The organism is Aquimarina rubra, from assembly GCF_042684305.1.
Lineage (GTDB): Bacteria > Bacteroidota > Bacteroidia > Flavobacteriales > Flavobacteriaceae > Aquimarina > Aquimarina rubra.
Genome location: NZ_JBHULE010000019.1, coordinates 1643159 through 1661760 on the forward strand (window position 1 = coordinate 1643159; position 18602 = coordinate 1661760).

The window sequence follows — 18602 nt, forward strand, 5'->3', positions numbered from 1 at the left end:
AATTTAATAACTGTGAATTTAACAGCAATCGTAGTAGATGATGAGGTAAATAGCCGAGAGATATTAAAAAATTATCTAAATAAATACTGTCCTACAGTTAAAGTGATAGGCGAGGCTGCAAGTGTGCCGGAAACATTAAAACTCTTAGAATCCAATAATCCTGATCTTCTGTTTCTTGATGTAGAGATGCCTTATGGTAACGCCTTTGATTTATTAGAACAAGTGCCCGACAGAACCTTCGAAACTGTATTTGTCACGGCTTATGATCATTATGCCGTTGATGCACTAAATGCACAGGCTACCTATTATCTTTTAAAGCCAATAGCTATAGATAATCTAATTAAGGCTGTTGATCACGTTAGTCATATAAAAGAGCGCGAAAAAGAACTACAGGATAAAGTATTAATACCAAAAATATCTGCTGCCGCTGATGGAAAAATTACCATACCGCAACAAGATGGTTTTGAAGTGTTGAAAGTCGCAGAAATATTGTATTGTCAAGCAGATGATAATTACACCAAGATATTCCTTAATCAAGGACAAAAATTAGTCAGTAAAACTTTAAAATATTTTGAGGATTCTTTAGTAGATCAAGGTTTTGTTAGGATACACAAAAGTTATTTGGTCAACGTTAATGCCATCGTTCGATATAAAAAGGGCAAAGGAGGTAGCGTTCAATTAAATTCCGGTAAAGAACTTCTCGTTTCCTCTTCTAAAAAGGGAGCCTTGTTAGATTATTTTAAATAAGAAATGATTAATTTGCAAACACATCATGTCTGTTAGGTGGCCCGCTATAAGCAACACTCTTTCTTTTCTTATATAACGGAGAGTCTAGAAATAGTGTTTTTACTTGGTTATCCCAATCTTTTACAATATCAAAATAACTGGTGTTAACAACGGCCATTATTTTTCCACAATCATCACAAATGTGTTTTTCATACTCCAGAAAATAATGCGCGAATTCGTGGAATGCAACTACCTTTAGAATTTCCTGATCCAGCATGGCTACCCAGTTAATTACTATGTTTTCAACTTTATTGTTTTTATCTCTTGTAAGCATTCCTAGTGTAGATCCTTTAGGAGAAACGGTTAGCGTGTCAACAATGTCAATATTTTTAAGTTCAAATAACTTATCATAATATTCGATGTTGTATTCTTTACAGTATTCGAAAAACTTATCTAGATGTGGTTTTAATCTTCCGTCTATTTGAACATTGTTTTGCGCTATAGAAAAAGCAACACAAAACAATCCAAAAAGCGTTACAATGCTTTTTTTCATAATTACAGAATTAGGGGTAAAAGGTTTATCAGTATCTGCTTTATTGTAAAAACTTAACAATCAATACATTATCAAATAAAGAAAAAAAAACGACACAATCAACGATAAAAAGTGTTAAAATTCGCTAAAAGGTACTTTTTTAACAAAATTATTAAAAAAACAAAGTTAATTCCTACAAATTTTAAAAATTTACAGCTTTTGAAACAGAAGTGAGGTCGTTTTTTTTTAGAATCTCTTGTAAAACAGGTAACGATCCATTAGTAAAAAAAGTATGGATCCCTTCTTGATTAGAAGGGTTTAGGAGGTTGTTTTTAGAAAGAACAACCTTAGTCTGTCTTGCTACAGCTTCACCAGAATCTATGATGTCAATATGAGTAGGAAGCATTTTTCTAAGAACCGGGATAAGGTAAGGATAATGACTACAACCTAAAACGAGATGATCGATACCTTTTTTAATCAGTGGTTGTATATAGGAATCCAATAGCATACCCATTTCTGGAGTTTGTATTTTTCCTTCTTCGATAAGTTCTACCAGTCCGGTGCCGATTACTTCAATAACCTCTATATTATTTGCATATTGATCGGATGTTTTTGCAAAAAGCTCGCTGGACAATGTTCCTTTTGTGGCCAGTACGCCAACTTTTTGGGTTTTAGTATTAAGAGCAGCTGGTTTTATCGCAGGCTCTATACCAATAAACGGAATGTCAAACTGTTCTCTGAGTACTTTTATAGCGTTTGTAGTTGCAGTGTTGCAGGCAACAACAATGATTTTGCAATTTAGCTCCAGAAGTTTTTTGGTGTTTTTAATGCTTAAGGCGATGATTTCGTCCTTGCTGCGTTTGCCATAGGGAGCATACTTGCTATCAGCTAAGTATATGGTGTTTTCATTCGGCATCACCCGTGCAATTTCGTTCCAAATTGAAGTTCCTCCTACACCAGAGTCAAAAATACCAATTGCCTGATCGTTCATGGATATAAATAGTATATACCAAAAATAAAAAAACAGTGAGAATCTAGACTCACTGTTTTTATTTTATTCTGTAAAGGTAATTTTTAGATACCTAGATCTTTCTTAACGTCAGCCATTAGATCTTTTCCATCAGCCAAGATAACTCCTGTTCCTGTTGTAGAATCTAATACGTACTGAAATCCTTGTGCTCTTGCTACTTTTTGGATAGATACACGTGCGCTTTCATAGATAGGCTTTAGTAATTCAATTTCTTTTTTCTGAAGATCCTGTAAAGCATTTTGTCTATAATCTCCTATGCTTTTCTCTGTAGCCTGAACTTCTTGTGCTCTTTTAGCATTTTCTTCTTCAGTTTTAGTAGGGGCTTCAGCCTGATACTTTTTCATTGTATTCTGCAATTCCAAAACCATATTTCTGATTTCGGCTTCGTATGTTTTGTTTAGCTTTTCGATTTCGCTTTTGGCAGCTTTAAAAGCAGGCATTGATTCCACTAGTTCCTGAGAAGCAATATGTGCTACTTTGGATTGCGCATTTACAAAACTTGAGGCTCCTAGGATGAATGCACAAGCTACAAATAGGGTTCTAAACTTTTTCATTTTCAGTAATATTAAGTGTGTTATAAATTTAAAAATTAATTTTTCTAATTATCTTCATTTTCCTTTGTCTCACCATCATCATTAGAGGGTGTATCGTTTTTCAATTGCTCTTTTAGAGCTTGTATAGAATCTTTTTTTCTTTTTTGTGCTTCTAGAAGTTTAGCTCTTCTTGCTTCAAACTCTTTTTTCTTAGCTGCTCGGATCGAGTCTCTTGCTGCTCTTCTTTCTGCTAATAATTTTTCTCTTTCCTCTTGTTTCTGAGACGTAGCCTTCTCTCTGTCGGTTACTTCTTTTTCCTGCTCTGAGTTCCTTTTTTCTGCTCTCTCAAGCGCTTTTTTCTCTTTTTTACTGTTTACTTGCTTTCTTTTAGAAGCTCTGTTAATTCTTAATAATATTTGATCACTTATATCATGTCTGTCGGCAGAGAAGAGCATTACCAAATCTGCAGATTTGTCAAATATAAAATCATATTTTTTATTCTTCGCTACTTCTTGAACTGCAACGAAAACTTGATCCTGAACCGGTTGAACCAGTCTCTTTTTTTGGAGAAATAAGTCTCCATTAGGACCAAACCTTTTTTGTTGATATTCCAGTATTTCTTTTTCTTTAAAGAAAATATCTTCTTCTCTTTCCTCAATAAGTTCTTTAGTAAGCAGAACACGTTCGTTATTGAGATCTTTTCTCATCTGTTCTACTTCTTTTAATTCAGCTTCTATCTCTACTTTCCATTTTTGTACTTTGGTTTCCAGGTCTGCTGACGCTTCATTATATTCGGGTACATTTTCTAAGATGTAATCCATATCTATGTAACCGATTCTGATACCTTTTTGAGCTTCTGCTGAATTGGAAAAAGATAACCAAAGGATAGCTGATAATACTAAAAGAACTTTTGTTTTCATGATCCTGTTTTGTTTATAGAAATAATCGTGCCAAAATTAAAATTGTTGCCCTATGATAAAGTGAGTCTCCCATCCATTATTTCCTGTCGTACCTGGAATTGGGTCAAAACCATACCCAAAATCTATACCCAGCAATCCAAAGGCTGGCATAAAGATACGTAAACCTGCTCCAGCAGAACGATTTAATTGAAATGGATTGAATCCTCTAAAGCTATCATAAGACGCTCCTCCTTCTAAAAACGCCAGCATATAAATCGAAGCTGATGGTTTTAGAGTAATTGGATAACGAAGCTCTAACGAATATTTATTATAAATTGTTGCCCCATCTTCTATAAAATCTGGATCATTAGCTCTACTCAGTGGGATAAGGGATTGATTTGGGTATCCTCTAAGAGCTACAACTTCTCTTCCGTCAAGTGCTGTGGCACCCAATCCATCTCCTCCTAAGAAAAATCTCTCGAAAGGAATATTTCCCCTGTTATTGTTGTAAGCGCCTAGAAAACCATACTCTGCTCTGGTTCTTAATACCAGTGGTTGTTTTCCTAATTTGGTTAGTGTAGTATACCAGGTTGCGTCAAATTTAATTTTATAATATTCCAACCAATCAAAACGCTCCTGGTCGATTTCTCCTATTTCTGTAGTGATTTCTCCAATCCTAGTATTTGATGGGTCTGTATTAACCAAATTTAGCTGTTCATCAAGCAGATCACTTCTTTCTTCTGCCAATGCACTATAATCGGTACCGTCCCATAATGAATAAGGAAGAGAGAGTTTAGCAATCAAATTAAACTCTGATCCTGAAGTGGGGAAAATTGGATTGACAGCTGTGTTGTTTCTGTTAATACCAATGGTATACGCTAAGTTGTTAGATGAACCATTACCAAATGTAAATAATCTTGTATTATAGTTTTTTAGATTGTAATGCTGAATACTAACTGCCTGTGATAAAGTAAAGTAGTTATCTGGCCAATTTAATCTTTTCGCAATACCAATAGATCCACCGGTAATCAAAAATTTACTGTCTCTGTCTACGTCTCTGGTTCTATTGTTAAATAAAAACTGAATTGTATGAGAAAAAGATGTAGATAGCTGGAAAGGTCTTTTTCCACCTAACCAAGGTTCTACAAAAGATAAACTGTATGTTTGAAAAAATTGACTGGCTTGAGCTCTGATACGGAGTGTTTGACCATCTCCCATTGGTAATGGACTGTAAGCTTCTTTGTTAAAAATATTTCTAATAGAAAAGTTGCTGAAGGCTAATCCTAAAGTTCCAACAAAACCACCTCCACCAAAACCTCCTTGAAGCTCAATCTGACTGGCTCCTTTTTCGACTACAGGATAATTAATGTCAATAGTTCCTGCTTGTGGATCAGCATTTTTAAACTGTGGTTCTAGTTGTTCTGGGTCAAAGAAACCTAATTGTCCAATTTCTCGAACTGTTCTTACTACAAGATCTTTACTGTATATCTGACCTGGTTTAGTTCTTAGAATTCGATAAATAACGTGGTCATTTGTTTTATCATTACCGGTAACGGTGATATGATCAAAATGCACAAGTTTTCCCTCTCGAATTCTAATTTCAAAATCTATAGTGTCATTTTTTACGTTAGTTTCTACAGCATCGATATTAGAAAATAGATACCCATTATTCTGATACAAGTTTGTAAGGTCATTAGCATCAGGTTTGGTATTATCTGCAATTTGTTTCTCTAAAAGAACTCCGTTATACACATCTCCTTTTTTGATAACTAATTGCCTTGCTAGCTGATTGTCTGAATAAACACTGTTTCCTAGGAAATTAATATCTCCAAAGTAGTATTTATTTCCTTCTTCTATTGCAAGTTTTAATGATACACTATTGTCATCTTCAACAATCAACGAATCAGAAGTTATACGGGCGTCTCTATATCCTTTTTCTTTGTATTTACTTATAATGCTTTCTTTGTCCTCTTGATAATCATTTTTGATATATTTAGAGCGTTTCCAGAATCTCCAGAATTTTTTCTGTTTGGTGTTTTTCATAGCCGCTCTCACCTTACCGTCAGAAAATTGCTCGTTTCCTTCAACCCTGATTTTGTCAACCTTTACTCGATCACCTTTATCAATACGAACCAACATATTAACTTTGTTCGTAGGAACTGTATCTTTTACCGGAGTAGTACTAATAAGAACTTTAGTATTAAGAAAACCATCTTTTCGATATTTGTTGGTAATAAAGTTTCGTGTAGTAGTAATAAGGTTTTCGGTTACTTTAGCTCCAGGATTAAGGCTATTGTCTTTTATTAAATCCTCGGCTTTACGTTTTCTTACACCTTCAATTCTTGCCTGATTTAGTTCGGGAACTTCTTGAATATTGATTTCAAGAAAGGCTTTTTCTCCTTCAATTTTAGTGATAAAAAAATTAATATCACTAAATAATTCAAGATCCCATAATTTTTTTATTACAGCACTGATTCTATCTCCAGGTAGTGCAATTCGTTCACCATTTTTAAGACCTGTAAAAGTGATGATGGTATTCTTGCTGTAGGTCGATATTCCTGTTACTTCTATGTCGCCAATGATATACTCTTTTCCGGTTGTGCCGGGTAAACCTTGTGCTGAAAGTAATACTGTATTGAATAGAAATGCAATGAATGCAAAATACGTAAAGGGTAATTTTTTTGTCATCTTTTTAACTAAGCTGCTCACTAGTTTTTCCAAATCTTCTCTCTCTTTGTTGATAATTCAAAATGGCCTCAAATAAATCCGTTTTTTTAAAATCCGGCCATAATATTTCAGTAAAATATAATTCTGCATACGCTATTTGCCATAGCAAAAAATTACTAATACGTTGTTCTCCACTGGTACGTATTAATAAGTCTACATCTGGCAGTGTTTTCGTATACAAATGCTCATTAATGACTGCTTCATTTATAAGATGTGGCGAAAGTACATTATTTTTAACTTTATTGCTTATTTCTTGAATAGTTTTTATAAGCTCTTCGCGACTACCATAACTAAGTGCTAACGAAAGTGTCATATGTTCGTTATCCTTAGTCTTTTCAATAACTTCCAGTAATTCCTTTCTTGCTTTTTCTGGTAGTGCTTGTAGATTTCCGATGGCATTTAATCGGATATTATTTTTTTGAAGTGTTTTAATTTCTTTTTTCAGGGAACTGACCAAAAGTTTCATTAAAGTCTCTACTTCTAATTTGGGTCTGTTCCAATTTTCAGTAGAAAAGGCATATAAAGTAAGATATTTTATACCAATTTCTGCTGCTCCCTCTACGACTTCTCTAACAGCTTTTGTTCCATTTTCATGTCCTACTGCTCTAAAAAGTCCTTTCTTTTTTGCCCATCTGCCGTTACCGTCCATGATGATGGCGACGTGTTCTGGAATATTAGAATTAAGTTGTTCTTTATTAATCATTTTTTAGAATGCACAATAACATGGTATTCGTCCCCATGTGTAGGATAATGTTATGCCTGTAAATACATACCAGTCGTTATTATCCAAATTACCAAATCCTGTTCCAAATGCATTGTCCGGATCACTTCCGTCCAAATTATCGGTAAAAGTATATCTCGCACCAATTTCTGCACCTAATACCCAGTGTCTTCCAATCGTTTTCTTTATTCCAACGACCATTGGTATAGCTGCACTCCATTTTTCGCTATAGGAGCTAATTTGATTTCCGTTATTAGGATCCACTGCTTTAGCGCTATAATTAAAACCTGTTAGACCTGTATATAGGTATGGAGTAAATTGCGATTGACCATCATAGAGAAACCAGTCCCAGAAATTAAATTCTAATCCTGCAGATAATTCTTTAACAGAATTGTTAAAGCTAAAACCTCTTTGAACCCTTCTGTCATCTCCTCTGGAATCATTTGATTTAAGATTGGCGTACAAAAAAGATGCTCTAAACGCATGTCTTTTACTTCGGTTCCATTTTCCAATTGCTCCAATGGCAAGGGCATTAGGCGAAATATAGTAGGTAGATCCTACATCTCCTATATAATTGGAACCACCAACCATTAGTCCAACCTCATAGGTCTGAGAGGTGATGGATTGTCCAAAAAACAAAATTAATACAAAGGATGCTAAGTATCTCATAGATTTTCAAAAGTTTGCAAATATAACAATTAACTTTACTACACAAGAATTTGAGTAAAATAGTATGAATTAAAAAACACTTTTTAGTAGATTTTATTGTCTAATTACGCTTATCTTCTCCCCAAAGCATTTTTTTTCGTAATGTTTTCAAGAAGCTGTCGCCCTCTAAAACTACCATATTAATTTTAAAAGGAGCTTTTTTAATAACAACCGTAGTTTCGTTGGGTAATGTGTGTATTCTAGAATCAAGAGACACTAGGTAAGAATCTTCTCTTCCTGAAACTTGTAACTTAATTTCTTTATCATCAGGAATCACTAACGGTCTTGCGTTAAGATTATGAGGTGCGATAGGAGTAAGTACCATGCTTTCTGCATCTGGCATCATTACAGGGCCTCCACAACTCAAAGAATATCCTGTAGAACCGGTTGGAGAAGAGACAATGAGTCCATCGGCCCAATACGAAGTTAGAAATTCATCATTTAAACTAGTGTGGACTGTAATCATAGAAGTTGTATTTCTTCTACTGACGGCAATTTCGTTCATAGCGAAATTTAAAACTCCAAATTCATCTGAATGGGGTACGGTATCTATGGTAACAATAGTTCTGGGTGAGATATAATATTTTTTATCGAGGATAAGATCAATCGTATCTTTAATTTCTTCTTTTTGAATGGTTGCCAAAAAACCTAGTCTTCCTGTGTTAATACCTGCAATAGGAATTCCTAAATCTCTAACATAGGTAATCGTTTTCAGAATAGTTCCATCTCCACCAATACTAAAAAAAAGATCATAAGAATGATCTAACTCTTCAAAAGTACTGAAGTGAGAATAGCTTTTGTCAATATCATCGTGAAGATTGATAAGTTCCAGGAAATTTTTCTCGATAACTACTTCGATATTATTTTTGTCCAGCGCTTCTAACAATTGTTGGATGTATATTCCGGATTTTTCGTGATAGAACTGGCCGTAAATACCTATCTTCATTATAAATTGATTTGTTTTGGTTGTTAGTTGACTTTTTGTGTCTAAATATTAAGGTATTTTTCCAAATATTGTGACCTTTCTTTAAGATTGTTTAAGAATGAATCTTCATGATGTTTTGATACAATATTATAGCTGTATCTTCTAAAAGTTTGAACAATATTATTGATGTCACTGTCATTTATTTTTAATGTAATCTGCGTTACATCGTTTTCCATATTGGAGATAAAAAGACCTAATAACTTAGCATTGTTTGATTCTACAATTTGTGAAACTTCACTAAAGGAATAATCTAAAACTCCTTTTTCTACAATTAAAATGTTACCTGGTTCGCTTAAAAAAGGAGTTTCATTAAAGAGATTCATTATATCTCCTAGTTCGAAATATCCCTGATAATTATTATCATCATCCAGAACAGGCATAATATTCGAATGATTTTGTGCAAATGATTCCAAGATATCTAACCAATTAGCATTATTTCTAACAAAAAAACCTTCTAGAGCATATAAATAAGAATCCAAGGTTTTTTCAGTTTCAAAACATCGTATGTCTGCTTCTGAAATACATCCAGTGTAAACTCCATCTTTTAAAACAGGGAAATGGGTGTATGTCAGTTCGTTAAACAAGAATTGAGCATCCGCAACTTTGGCAGTTGTGGTCAGAGGATCTATTTCGTTTATGATGTATAAGCTTGTCTTCATATTCCCGGGGCTTTTTATGCAAATTAATCAAAAATATGTAACGGAGGCACTCTCAAGTTCGTATTTTTGCTTTTTATTAAAAGTTATATCAAAAACTATGACAAAATTAAGTGTTAATGTCAATAAAATAGCAACTTTACGTAACTCAAGAGGCGGTGATACTCCAAATTTACTGAAAGTAGCGACTGATATTCAAGATTTTGGAGCAGAAGGGATTACAATTCATCCCAGGCCGGACGAAAGGCATATTAGATATCAAGATGCTTATGATTTAAAGCCAATAGTGTACACAGAGTACAATATTGAGGGAAATCCTATACCAAAGTTTGTTGAACTGGTAAAAGAAGTTAAGCCCACTCAGGTAACTCTTGTTCCTGATGCAGTAGATGCTATAACCAGTAATGCAGGTTGGGATACCATAGAGCACAAAGATTTTTTAAGAGAAGTGATTTCTGAATTCAAGAAAAATGATATACGGACTTCGGTTTTTGTAGACCCAGTAGAAAAAATGATTGAAGGAGCGAAAGAAACCGGAGCAGATCGAATAGAATTGTATACAGAAACTTTTGCATCAGAATACGCAAAGGGCAACAAGGATGCTGTTCTTCCGTATGCAACCTGTGCAATGTTGGCAGTAGATTTGGGTATTGGAGTGAACGCAGGTCACGATCTTTCATTGGATAACATTAAGTTCTTTAAAGAAAATATCCCTGGATTATTAGAAGTTTCGATTGGGCACGCATTAATAAGCGAATCGTTATATCTTGGATTGGAAAATGTAGTCAATATGTATTTGCACAGACTTAAATAATACGTGGTATGAAGTTACACGCTAATGTTTTTGGAGAAGGTGCTCCGTTTTTGATTTTGCATGGATTTCTAGGTATGGGTGATAATTGGAAAACCCTTGCGAAAAAAATTTCTGAAAATGGATACCAAGTACATCTAATTGATCAAAGAAATCATGGTCGCAGTCCACATAGTAATGAATTTAATTATAGTCTTCTGGCTGCGGATTTATTCGAGTACTGTAAAAATAACAGACTTACAGATATAAAATTATTGGGTCACTCTATGGGAGGTAAAACGGCAATGTTTTTTGCTGTAAATCATCCAGAGATCATGGACAAATTAATAATAGCTGATATAGGGCCTAAGCATTATCCTTTACACCATCAAGATATACTGGATGGATTGAGTTCTTTGGATTTTGAGGTTTTAAAAAGCAGAGGAGACGTTGATAATGCATTAAGCGTTTATGTAAAAGACACAGGGGTGCGAATGTTTTTAATGAAAAATTTATTTTGGAAAGAGAAAGGTGAACTTGGGCTGCGTATGAATTTGAATAGTTTGATGCAAAATTCCTCAGAAATCGGTTTAGAACTATCAGAAGATTTTGTTTACCAAGGTGATACGCTTTTTCTTAAAGGAGAAAAATCTAATTATATCTTGACTGAAGATGAGGAGCGTATTAGAAGACAATTTCCTAAATCGAAAATCAATGAGATTGCTAATGCGGGACATTGGTTACATGCAGAGAATCCAGGGGATTTTTTAGCTTCGGTGTTAGGGTTTGTTAAAAATTAAACAAAAAATACTATGTATGCATAATATTTTAATGAATTCGTTGGATAATTGGTATTTTCTACTAAATTTGGTGCATTAATTTTTAAATATTCTAAAAAACAAAAACAATTCTAATTTATTATGAAAAAACTACTATTATTAGTTCTATTCGCCTTAGTGACTTTAGTCACTTATGCCGGTGGATATAGAGTTAGTGTGCAAGGGCAGAGAGCTATGGCTATGGGGCATACGGGTGTTGCTGTGGTGAATAGTGCGGAACTAGTATTCTTCAATCCTGCGGGTCTTGTGTATTTAGAAAACAAATTAAACATTAGTGCAGGTGCCAGTGGTATTTTTACGGATGTAATTTATCAAAATTCTGATCTAGGAATTTCTTCTGAGACAGATAGTTCTGTTGGAACACCTCTTAATCTATATGGTTCTTATAAAGTGAATGACTGGTTAGCGTTAGGTCTTGGAGTTTATACTCCTTATGGTAGTGAGGTTACTTGGCCAACAGATTGGGCTGGTTCTCATTTAGTAAATAATATTGATTTAGCAGCAATTTATATTCAGCCGGTAGTTTCTATAAAGCTTTCTGATCAGTTTAGTATTGGTGGTGGTCCGATTTACGTAACAGGTTCTGTAAACTTTAATCGTAACGCAAATAGGACATTAACAGATATAGACGGTAATCGTTCTAATATTACTGTGGATGATACAGGTGTAAGCAACTGGGGTTGGAGTGTAAGTGCTATGTTCAATCCTACAGATAACTTTAGATTAGGATTTAACTACCGTAGTGAGATTATTCTCGAAGCAGAAGGTGGAGAAGCAACTTTTAGCAATTTTCCGAACTCTCCAGCCGTTCCCGCGAATGGAACCACGACCTTTAATGCAGAATTACCTTTGCCTGCAGAATTATCTATAGGTCTTTCTTATCAGTTTCATAAAAAATGGTTATTTGCTTTCGATTATAACAGACAGTTCTGGGATGTATATGAATCTTTGGATATTCAGTTTGGTAACGGTTCGACATCACTTAACCCTCGTAACTATAAAAATTCTTCGGTATATCGTTTTGGATTGCAGTATGATGCTACTTCCAAGATTTCTTTAAGAGCTGGTTATTATATTGATGAGTCACCTGTTCAGTCTGGATTTTTTGCTCCAGAAACTCCACGTAATGATTCTCAAGGATTTACAGGAGGTTTGAGTTTTGCTATTACTCCTAAATTGGCGATCGACGCATCATTCTTTTATCTAAGATTTGAAGAGGTGAATGAATCTTATGATTTTTATCAGGAGAACGGACAAGGCGTTCCTTTTAGAGGTACCTATAAATCGAGCGCATTTGCGCCAGGACTTGGTTTAACTTATAAATTATAATTTGAAGATGAAATAAGCCATATCAATGGGTTGCAACCAACCGCAATGATTTTTGGCGATTCCATCTGACAATTAAAAAAAATAACAAATACAGATGAAAAATAATATAAAATATTTAGCAATTCTGGCATTAGGCTTAGTAGCGTGTGAACCAGAATTTGATAATCCGATTGATGAAGCTGGAGTATTTACTAGTGGAGAAGCTGACTTTTCGAACTACGTTGCTCTAGGAAATTCTTTAACAGCTGGTTTTGCCGATGGTGCGTTATATATAACTGGACAAGAAAATTCATATCCTAATATATTATCTCAGCAATTTGCATTGGCAGGTGGTGGAGAATTTACACAACCTTTAATGGCAGATAATACTGGTGGCGCTTTGTTAGGCGGTACTCAGATTTTAAACAACAGATTTGTTTTAGCCTTTGATGCAGAAGGAAATCCTGGCCCTGCTATATATACAGGAGCTACTCCAACTACAGAAATTTCAAATAACCTAGGTAGTTCTTTTAATAATATGGGGGTTCCTGGAGCTAAAAGTTATCATTTAGCAGCTCCCGGATATGGAAATGTTGCAGGTGTTGCAGCAGGTTTAGCTAACCCGTATTTTGCAAGATTCGCTTCTTCTGCGGATGCTACTGTAATAGGAGATGCAATTGCACAAAGTCCTACTTTTTTTAGTTTATGGATAGGAAATAATGATATACTTAGTTTTGCTACTTCTGGTGGTATAGGTGTTGATCACAATGTAACAGGAGAGTTAAATCCTGCTAATTATGGAGGGAATGATATTACCAATAGCAACGTTTTTGCCTCAGTGTATAACGACTTGATTGGTGCTCTTATAGCTAATGGAGCAAAAGGAGTGGTGCTTAATTTACCAGATGTTTCTACATTACCTTTTTTTACTACGGTTCCGTTTGCGCCATTAAGTCCATTGGATCCTAATTTTGGACCGCAAATTCCAACTTTAAATGCTACATATGGGCAATTAAATGGGGCATTTGCTTTTTTAGGTTTTCCAGAAAGAGCAATTGAATTTTCTACAACTGGAGCTAGTCCTGTTGTTATAAGAGATGAGTCATTGACAGATATATCAGCACAGTTAGTGCCGGTTTTAACACCAGCACTAGGTGCTGCTCAAGCGGCAATTTTTGCTGCGCAATATGGGCAGGCAAGACAAGCTACATCTAATGACTTGTTGGTTTTAACTAGTGCAGGGGTTATAGGTCAGATAAATGAAGATAGATTAGCAGAATTAGTAGGTTTTGGTTTAACACCAGAACAGGCAGGTCAATTATCTGTTAATGGAGTTACTTATCCAATGCAAGATCAATTTGTATTAACTTCAGATGAGCAAAGTTCAGTTGAGAACGCTCGTGTAGCTTTTAATGCTTCTATTAGAGGTATTGCGGCAGCTAACGGTTTGGCATTTTACGATGTAGCAAGTGACTTAACACAAGCGGCAGGAAGCGGAATTCCATTTGATGGTGGAGTGATAACTTCAGATTTTGTTACTGGAGGAGGATTCTCTCTAGACGGTGTGCATCCGACACCTAGAGCTCACGCTTTGGTTACTAATGGTATTATTGATGCTATAAAAGATACTTATGGAGCTACTTTACCTTCTGTTAATCCAGGTGATTATGGAACGGTTACACTTAGTAATGAAGTAAATTAGAGTTTTCTAAAAATTAATATAAAAAACCTGCTATTGTTTTAATAGCAGGTTTTTTTATTATATTGTTTTTATTACCTTAAAAATCAATCTAAACGTTTATTTATGAAATTCTTATTAAAAATGATTCTTAGTGCCATTGCTGTATTGGTTTTGGCAGAGATTTTACCGGGAGTTGGAGTTGATAGTTATGTAAGTGCACTTATCGTAGCGGTACTTTTGGCGATTTTAAACACCATTGTAAAGCCGTTATTGATTATTTTAACATTGCCGGTAACCATTGTAACTTTAGGATTATTTTTGTTGGTAATTAATGCAGCTATTATTTTGATTGCTGATCATTTTGTTTCTGGTTTTAGTGTGAATGGCTGGCTTTGGGCAGTGATATTTAGTATTTTGTTATCAGTGTTTCAATCCATATTATACTCTATTTTAAAGAAAGATAAAAGCTAACTGTTTTTCAGGGAGTTAAAACTTTGTCGAGTTCTAAAAAAGTATTACTTTTGCAACCCGATTTTTAGTACAAAAAAGTAGAGATAATGAATATTTCAAAAGAGCAATTAGACGATTTGAATGCTGTAGTAACAGTAGATATTGCAAAAGCAGATTATAGCGATAAGGTGGATAGTATCCTTAAAGATTATCGTAAGAACGCCAATATTCCTGGCTTTAGAAAAGGCCACGTTCCTATGGGGTTGGTAAAAAAGCAATATGGAAAAGCCGTTTTGGTAGACGAAGTAAATAAATTATTGCAAGACGCTCTTAATAAGTATCTTACAGAAGAGAAGTTAGATGTTCTTGGTAATCCATTACCAAAAGAACAGGAAAACTTTAACTGGGATGCAGATGATTATTCTTTTGAGTTTGAATTAGGTTTAGCGCCAAAATTTGAAGTAAAACTGAATGGTAAAAAAGCAATTACTCATTATAAAATCGTTGCTACGGATGAAATGATCGATAATCAAATCAAAACAATCCAAAAGCAATATGGTAAATTGATATCTAAGGATAGTGCAGAGAAAGACGATTTGATCAATGGTACTTTTGTAAATGAAGAAAAAGAAATCGAAAATCAAACTACGATTTCTTTAGATAAAATAAAAGGAAAGAGAAACTTAGATAAATTTATTGGCTCTAAAGTTGGTGATGTTCTTACCTTAAAGACCAAAGGTTTATTTACGGATGATCACGATTTGATGAATGCTCTTAAGGTTAGTCATGATGAAGCTCACGATCTAGACATCGAGGTAACTTTTACCATTTCTGAAATCAATCATCAGGAATTAGCGGATCTAGATCAGGATTTATTTGATAAGCTTTATGGTAAAGATACTGTGAAGTCAGTAACTGAACTAAAGGAAAAGATTAAACAAGATGCGGATCGTCAGTTTGTACAGCAATCGGATCAACAGTTGCTTAACGATGTTACTGAGAGTGTTCTGGAAAATACTAAATTCGATTTACCAGCAGAGTTTTTACAAAAATGGATTCAGGCAACAGGAGAACAACCTTTGACAGAGGATGAAGCAAAGGATGAGTATGAGAAGAGTGAAAAAGGATTACGCTTTCAATTAATTGAAGGAAAAATAATTAACGATAACAATCTTCAGGTTACTTTTGATGAACTAAAAGAATTTGCTAAAGATTTGATAAAAGGACAGATGGCACAATTTGGTCAGATGTCTCCAGAGGATAAAGAGCTGGAAGATATTGCTGCCAGAATTTTATCTAATCAGGATGAGGTAAAAAGAATTTCTGAACAACTAATGAGTCAGAAATTACTAGCCTACTATAAGGAGAATGTTAAATTGAAGGAAAAAGAAGTGAGTTTTGATGATTTTGTAAAAGAAGTTTACAAATAATCAACATATACTCATAAGGAATTTATACTTATATTTAGGGCGTTAAACCAAGGTTGGGTTAACGCCTTTTTTATAAAAATAAAATTTCAGAAAAAGAACATATGAATTACGGAAAAGAATTCGAAAAATACGCAACACAGCATCACGGTATTAGTAGTAATTACTATGATAAGATAATTAGTAGTATGTATCCAACCGGGATGACTCCTAATATCATAGAAGAACGTCAAATGAATGTGGCTATTTTTGACGTATTTTCTCGTTTGATGATGGATCGTATTATCTTTTTAGGTACCGGAATCAATGATCAGGTTGCAAATATTATACAAGCACAGTTGTTGTTTTTGGAAAGTGTAGATTCTTCAAAAGATATCCAGATTTATATAAATTCTCCAGGAGGGAGTGTATATGCTGGTTTAGGAATCTATGATACGATGCAATTTATTAAACCGGATGTAGCAACGATCTGTACAGGAATGGCCGCGTCTATGGGAGCTGTACTATTATGTGCAGGAGAGAAAGGAAAACGTTCTGGTTTACCTCATAGTAGAGTGATGATTCATCAACCTCTTGGAGGAGCTCAAGGACAAGCTAGTGATATCGAAATCACTGCTCGTGAAATCCTGACATTAAAAGAAGAGCTGTATCAGATTATTGCAAAACATTCTGGGCAGACATACGATAAAGTATATGAAGATAGTGATAGAGATTACTGGATGAAAGCCGATAAAGCGCTTGAGTATGGAATGATTGATGAGATATTGACAAGAGAATAATTGTATAAATAAATAATGGCAGATACATTCAGTCTGCACCCCTAGAAACAAGTCTGTCAATACTGCGGTTATCGACAGGATTTTGAAATAGATAATTATGCCGAAAGAAGATTTAGAATGCTCGTTTTGTGGAAGAAAGAAACCAGAAACCAATTTGTTAATTGCTGGTTTAGATGCGCATATATGTGATCGTTGTATAGTACAAGCTCACGGAATAGTGGTGGAAGAAGCAAAAGATGAGGAAGCAGGAGAACTTAGCTCTGAATTAATGCTTCGTAAGCCAATGGCTATTAAGAAATTTTTGGATGAATATGTAATCGGACAAGAGTTTACTAAGAAAGTCATGTCTGTTGCTGTGTATAATCATTACAAGCGTTTATTACAGCCTAATACCGATGATGATATCGAAATCCAGAAGAGTAACATCATTATGGTTGGACAAACGGGTACTGGTAAGACTCTTATTGCAAAGACAATTGCCAAAATGCTAAACGTACCTTTAGCTATTGTTGATGCTACTGTACTTACAGAGGCGGGATATGTAGGAGAAGATGTAGAAAGTATTCTTACACGTTTACTGCAGGCAGCTGATTATAATCTTGAAAAAGCCCAGAGAGGGATTGTTTTCATTGATGAGATCGATAAAATCGCCCGCAAGAGTGATAACCCTAGTATCACAAGAGATGTCTCTGGAGAAGGAGTGCAGCAGGCGTTGCTTAAGTTGTTAGAAGGAACCGTGGTTAATGTTCCGCCAAAAGGTGGACGTAAACATCCTGATCAAAAGTTTATTGAAGTTAATACCGAAAATATACTTTTTATTGCAGGAGGAGCTTTTGATGGTATCGAAAATGCTATACAAAAACGCTTGAATATGCAAGCTATGGGCTTCAGTGCTTCTAAATCTGAGGATGTCATAGAAAAAGATAATCTGTTGCAATACATAATTCCTAAGGATTTAAAAGATTTTGGATTAATTCCTGAAATCATTGGTCGTTTACCGGTATTAACGCATATGAATCCATTGGATAATAGTACATTAAGAGCTATTCTTACCGAGCCTAAAAATGCGATTATAAAGCAATATAAAAAGCTTTTCGACATGGATAGCATAGAGTTTACAATTACACCTGGAGCTCTGGATTATATAGTAGAAAGAGCTGTAGAATATAAGTTGGGAGCAAGAGGATTACGTTCTTTATGCGAAGCAATTCTTACAGATGCTATGTACGAATTACCGGAAAGTGAAGAAACAGAATTGAGAGTAACAAAAGATTATGCAGAGAAAAAGTTAAATAAATCAACAATAAATAAACTTAAAGCAGTCTCATAATTAGGCAGCCTCTAGCCTCTCATAACAGAAAAAATAAACTCCTTAAGTTATAACTTAAGGAGTTTTTTAGATTAAAAATACTTTTAAAAGAATATAAAAGTATTTGTGTTGTACGTTTTAGATATCTAGAACAAAAATGTTAATCTTCTTCAGAATATAGTATTTCCTCTCTTTTCTTAGAAATGATTTCTTCCGTATTTCTAATTACCAAAGCCTTACTATCTTTAAGCTCTATATTGAATCCGTTTTTGGCAATTAATACTTCGTAAAATGCAACTTTAGAAGTTTCCCCATAACAAATATGATTGCTATCTGTATCTATATATTTGATAGGAGATTTTGAGAGCGAATTGGTTTTTTTAGAAACACTTTCTTTTTGGTCACTAATATTAGAATTGATAACTACTTCTTGAGCTTTAATAGCTATAGAACTGGAAATAAAAATAAGACAGAGTAAAAGATTTTTCATATTTGGGACCTT

General features: G+C 34.5%; 19 protein-coding genes. 9 read left to right on the top strand and 10 right to left on the bottom strand.

All coding sequences use genetic code 11. The features are described from left to right. Window positions 1-12: 12 nt before the first annotated feature. Window positions 13-747, top strand: coding sequence for a LytR/AlgR family response regulator transcription factor (locus ACFSR1_RS15665; RefSeq protein WP_378293961.1), 735 nt, complete (start codon window positions 13-15; stop codon window positions 745-747). A gap of 7 nt (window positions 748-754) precedes the next feature. On the opposite strand, the gene ACFSR1_RS15670 is transcribed toward ACFSR1_RS15665, so the two are convergent. The 9 genes from ACFSR1_RS15670 to ACFSR1_RS15710 form a co-directional block, all read right to left on the bottom strand. After that, complete coding sequence (locus ACFSR1_RS15670; RefSeq protein WP_378293962.1) at window positions 755-1279, bottom strand: hypothetical protein; 525 nt, start codon at window positions 1277-1279, stop codon at window positions 755-757. A 181-nt stretch (window positions 1280-1460) separates the two neighbouring features. After that, a complete protein-coding gene (gene murI, locus ACFSR1_RS15675) occupies window positions 1461-2249 on the bottom strand; it encodes a glutamate racemase (RefSeq protein WP_378293963.1) in 789 nt (262 codons plus the stop codon). 83 nt (window positions 2250-2332) lie between these two features. Continuing rightward, on the bottom strand, window positions 2333-2842 hold the full coding sequence (locus ACFSR1_RS15680) for an OmpH family outer membrane protein (RefSeq protein WP_378293964.1): 510 nt from the start codon (window positions 2840-2842) through the stop codon (window positions 2333-2335). 44 nt (window positions 2843-2886) lie between these two features. Then, complete coding sequence (locus tag ACFSR1_RS15685) at window positions 2887-3741, bottom strand: OmpH family outer membrane protein (RefSeq protein WP_378293965.1); 855 nt, start codon at window positions 3739-3741, stop codon at window positions 2887-2889. Window positions 3742-3777: 36 nt separating this feature from the next. After that, window positions 3778-6408, bottom strand: a complete 2631-nt coding sequence (bamA, locus tag ACFSR1_RS15690; RefSeq protein WP_378293966.1) for an outer membrane protein assembly factor BamA — start codon at window positions 6406-6408, stop codon at window positions 3778-3780. 4 nt (window positions 6409-6412) lie between these two features. Next, complete coding sequence (locus ACFSR1_RS15695; RefSeq protein WP_378293967.1) at window positions 6413-7150, bottom strand: isoprenyl transferase; 738 nt, start codon at window positions 7148-7150, stop codon at window positions 6413-6415. A 3-nt stretch (window positions 7151-7153) separates the two neighbouring features. Then, the gene (porG, locus tag ACFSR1_RS15700) at window positions 7154-7837 is read right to left on the bottom strand and encodes a type IX secretion system protein PorG (RefSeq protein ID WP_378293968.1); all 684 of its coding nucleotides are present in this window, start codon (window positions 7835-7837) and stop codon (window positions 7154-7156) included. 100 nt (window positions 7838-7937) lie between these two features. Then, window positions 7938-8822 (bottom strand): NAD kinase, encoded by an 885-nt coding sequence (locus tag ACFSR1_RS15705; protein WP_378293969.1) that lies wholly within the window; start codon window positions 8820-8822, stop codon window positions 7938-7940. Between the two features lie 41 nt (window positions 8823-8863). Beyond that, complete coding sequence (locus tag ACFSR1_RS15710) at window positions 8864-9520, bottom strand: CBS domain-containing protein (RefSeq protein ID WP_378293970.1); 657 nt, start codon at window positions 9518-9520, stop codon at window positions 8864-8866. A 97-nt stretch (window positions 9521-9617) separates the two neighbouring features. Between ACFSR1_RS15710 and ACFSR1_RS15715 the strand changes: the two genes are divergently transcribed. From ACFSR1_RS15715 to clpX, 8 genes are all read left to right on the top strand, one after another. Continuing rightward, window positions 9618-10331, top strand: coding sequence for a pyridoxine 5'-phosphate synthase (locus ACFSR1_RS15715; RefSeq protein WP_378293971.1), 714 nt, complete (start codon window positions 9618-9620; stop codon window positions 10329-10331). A gap of 8 nt (window positions 10332-10339) precedes the next feature. Beyond that, the gene (locus ACFSR1_RS15720) at window positions 10340-11107 is read left to right on the top strand and encodes an alpha/beta fold hydrolase (protein ID WP_378293972.1); all 768 of its coding nucleotides are present in this window, start codon (window positions 10340-10342) and stop codon (window positions 11105-11107) included. Window positions 11108-11227: 120 nt separating this feature from the next. Continuing rightward, the gene (locus ACFSR1_RS15725; RefSeq protein WP_378293973.1) at window positions 11228-12475 is read left to right on the top strand and encodes an OmpP1/FadL family transporter; all 1248 of its coding nucleotides are present in this window, start codon (window positions 11228-11230) and stop codon (window positions 12473-12475) included. Window positions 12476-12569: 94 nt separating this feature from the next. Then, entirely contained in the window at window positions 12570-14156 is a 1587-nt protein-coding gene (locus ACFSR1_RS15730; protein WP_378293974.1) for a G-D-S-L family lipolytic protein, read from the top strand. Between the two features lie 102 nt (window positions 14157-14258). Further along, window positions 14259-14606 (top strand): phage holin family protein, encoded by a 348-nt coding sequence (locus ACFSR1_RS15735; protein WP_378293975.1) that lies wholly within the window; start codon window positions 14259-14261, stop codon window positions 14604-14606. A gap of 86 nt (window positions 14607-14692) precedes the next feature. Then, on the top strand, window positions 14693-16015 hold the full coding sequence (tig, locus tag ACFSR1_RS15740; protein ID WP_378293976.1) for a trigger factor: 1323 nt from the start codon (window positions 14693-14695) through the stop codon (window positions 16013-16015). A 101-nt stretch (window positions 16016-16116) separates the two neighbouring features. Then, a complete protein-coding gene (gene clpP / locus ACFSR1_RS15745; protein WP_378293977.1) occupies window positions 16117-16791 on the top strand; it encodes an ATP-dependent Clp endopeptidase proteolytic subunit ClpP in 675 nt (224 codons plus the stop codon). A gap of 97 nt (window positions 16792-16888) precedes the next feature. Continuing rightward, on the top strand, window positions 16889-18121 hold the full coding sequence (clpX, locus tag ACFSR1_RS15750; protein ID WP_378293978.1) for an ATP-dependent Clp protease ATP-binding subunit ClpX: 1233 nt from the start codon (window positions 16889-16891) through the stop codon (window positions 18119-18121). 139 nt (window positions 18122-18260) lie between these two features. On the opposite strand, the gene ACFSR1_RS15755 is transcribed toward clpX, so the two are convergent. Next, window positions 18261-18590, bottom strand: a complete 330-nt coding sequence (locus ACFSR1_RS15755; RefSeq protein ID WP_378293979.1) for a hypothetical protein — start codon at window positions 18588-18590, stop codon at window positions 18261-18263. Window positions 18591-18602: the final 12 nt, after the last annotated feature.

Coding starts and splice junctions, on each gene's coding strand:
- porG (WP_378293968.1), bottom strand. CDS start 7,837: ATGAGATACTTAGCATCCTTTGTATTAATTTTGTTTTTTGGACAATCC.
- tig (WP_378293976.1), top strand. CDS start 14,693: ATGAATATTTCAAAAGAGCAATTAGACGATTTGAATGCTGTAGTAACA.
- ACFSR1_RS15715 (WP_378293971.1), top strand. CDS start 9,618: ATGACAAAATTAAGTGTTAATGTCAATAAAATAGCAACTTTACGTAAC.
- ACFSR1_RS15755 (WP_378293979.1), bottom strand. CDS start 18,590: ATGAAAAATCTTTTACTCTGTCTTATTTTTATTTCCAGTTCTATAGCT.
- ACFSR1_RS15710 (WP_378293970.1), bottom strand. CDS start 9,520: ATGAAGACAAGCTTATACATCATAAACGAAATAGATCCTCTGACCACA.
- ACFSR1_RS15725 (WP_378293973.1), top strand. CDS start 11,228: ATGAAAAAACTACTATTATTAGTTCTATTCGCCTTAGTGACTTTAGTC.
- ACFSR1_RS15685 (WP_378293965.1), bottom strand. CDS start 3,741: ATGAAAACAAAAGTTCTTTTAGTATTATCAGCTATCCTTTGGTTATCT.
- ACFSR1_RS15670 (WP_378293962.1), bottom strand. CDS start 1,279: ATGAAAAAAAGCATTGTAACGCTTTTTGGATTGTTTTGTGTTGCTTTT.
- ACFSR1_RS15680 (WP_378293964.1), bottom strand. CDS start 2,842: ATGAAAAAGTTTAGAACCCTATTTGTAGCTTGTGCATTCATCCTAGGA.
- clpX (WP_378293978.1), top strand. CDS start 16,889: ATGCCGAAAGAAGATTTAGAATGCTCGTTTTGTGGAAGAAAGAAACCA.
- bamA (WP_378293966.1), bottom strand. CDS start 6,408: ATGACAAAAAAATTACCCTTTACGTATTTTGCATTCATTGCATTTCTA.
- ACFSR1_RS15730 (WP_378293974.1), top strand. CDS start 12,570: ATGAAAAATAATATAAAATATTTAGCAATTCTGGCATTAGGCTTAGTA.
- murI (WP_378293963.1), bottom strand. CDS start 2,249: ATGAACGATCAGGCAATTGGTATTTTTGACTCTGGTGTAGGAGGAACT.
- clpP (WP_378293977.1), top strand. CDS start 16,117: ATGAATTACGGAAAAGAATTCGAAAAATACGCAACACAGCATCACGGT.
- ACFSR1_RS15735 (WP_378293975.1), top strand. CDS start 14,259: ATGAAATTCTTATTAAAAATGATTCTTAGTGCCATTGCTGTATTGGTT.
- ACFSR1_RS15705 (WP_378293969.1), bottom strand. CDS start 8,822: ATGAAGATAGGTATTTACGGCCAGTTCTATCACGAAAAATCCGGAATA.
- ACFSR1_RS15695 (WP_378293967.1), bottom strand. CDS start 7,150: ATGATTAATAAAGAACAACTTAATTCTAATATTCCAGAACACGTCGCC.
- ACFSR1_RS15720 (WP_378293972.1), top strand. CDS start 10,340: ATGAAGTTACACGCTAATGTTTTTGGAGAAGGTGCTCCGTTTTTGATT.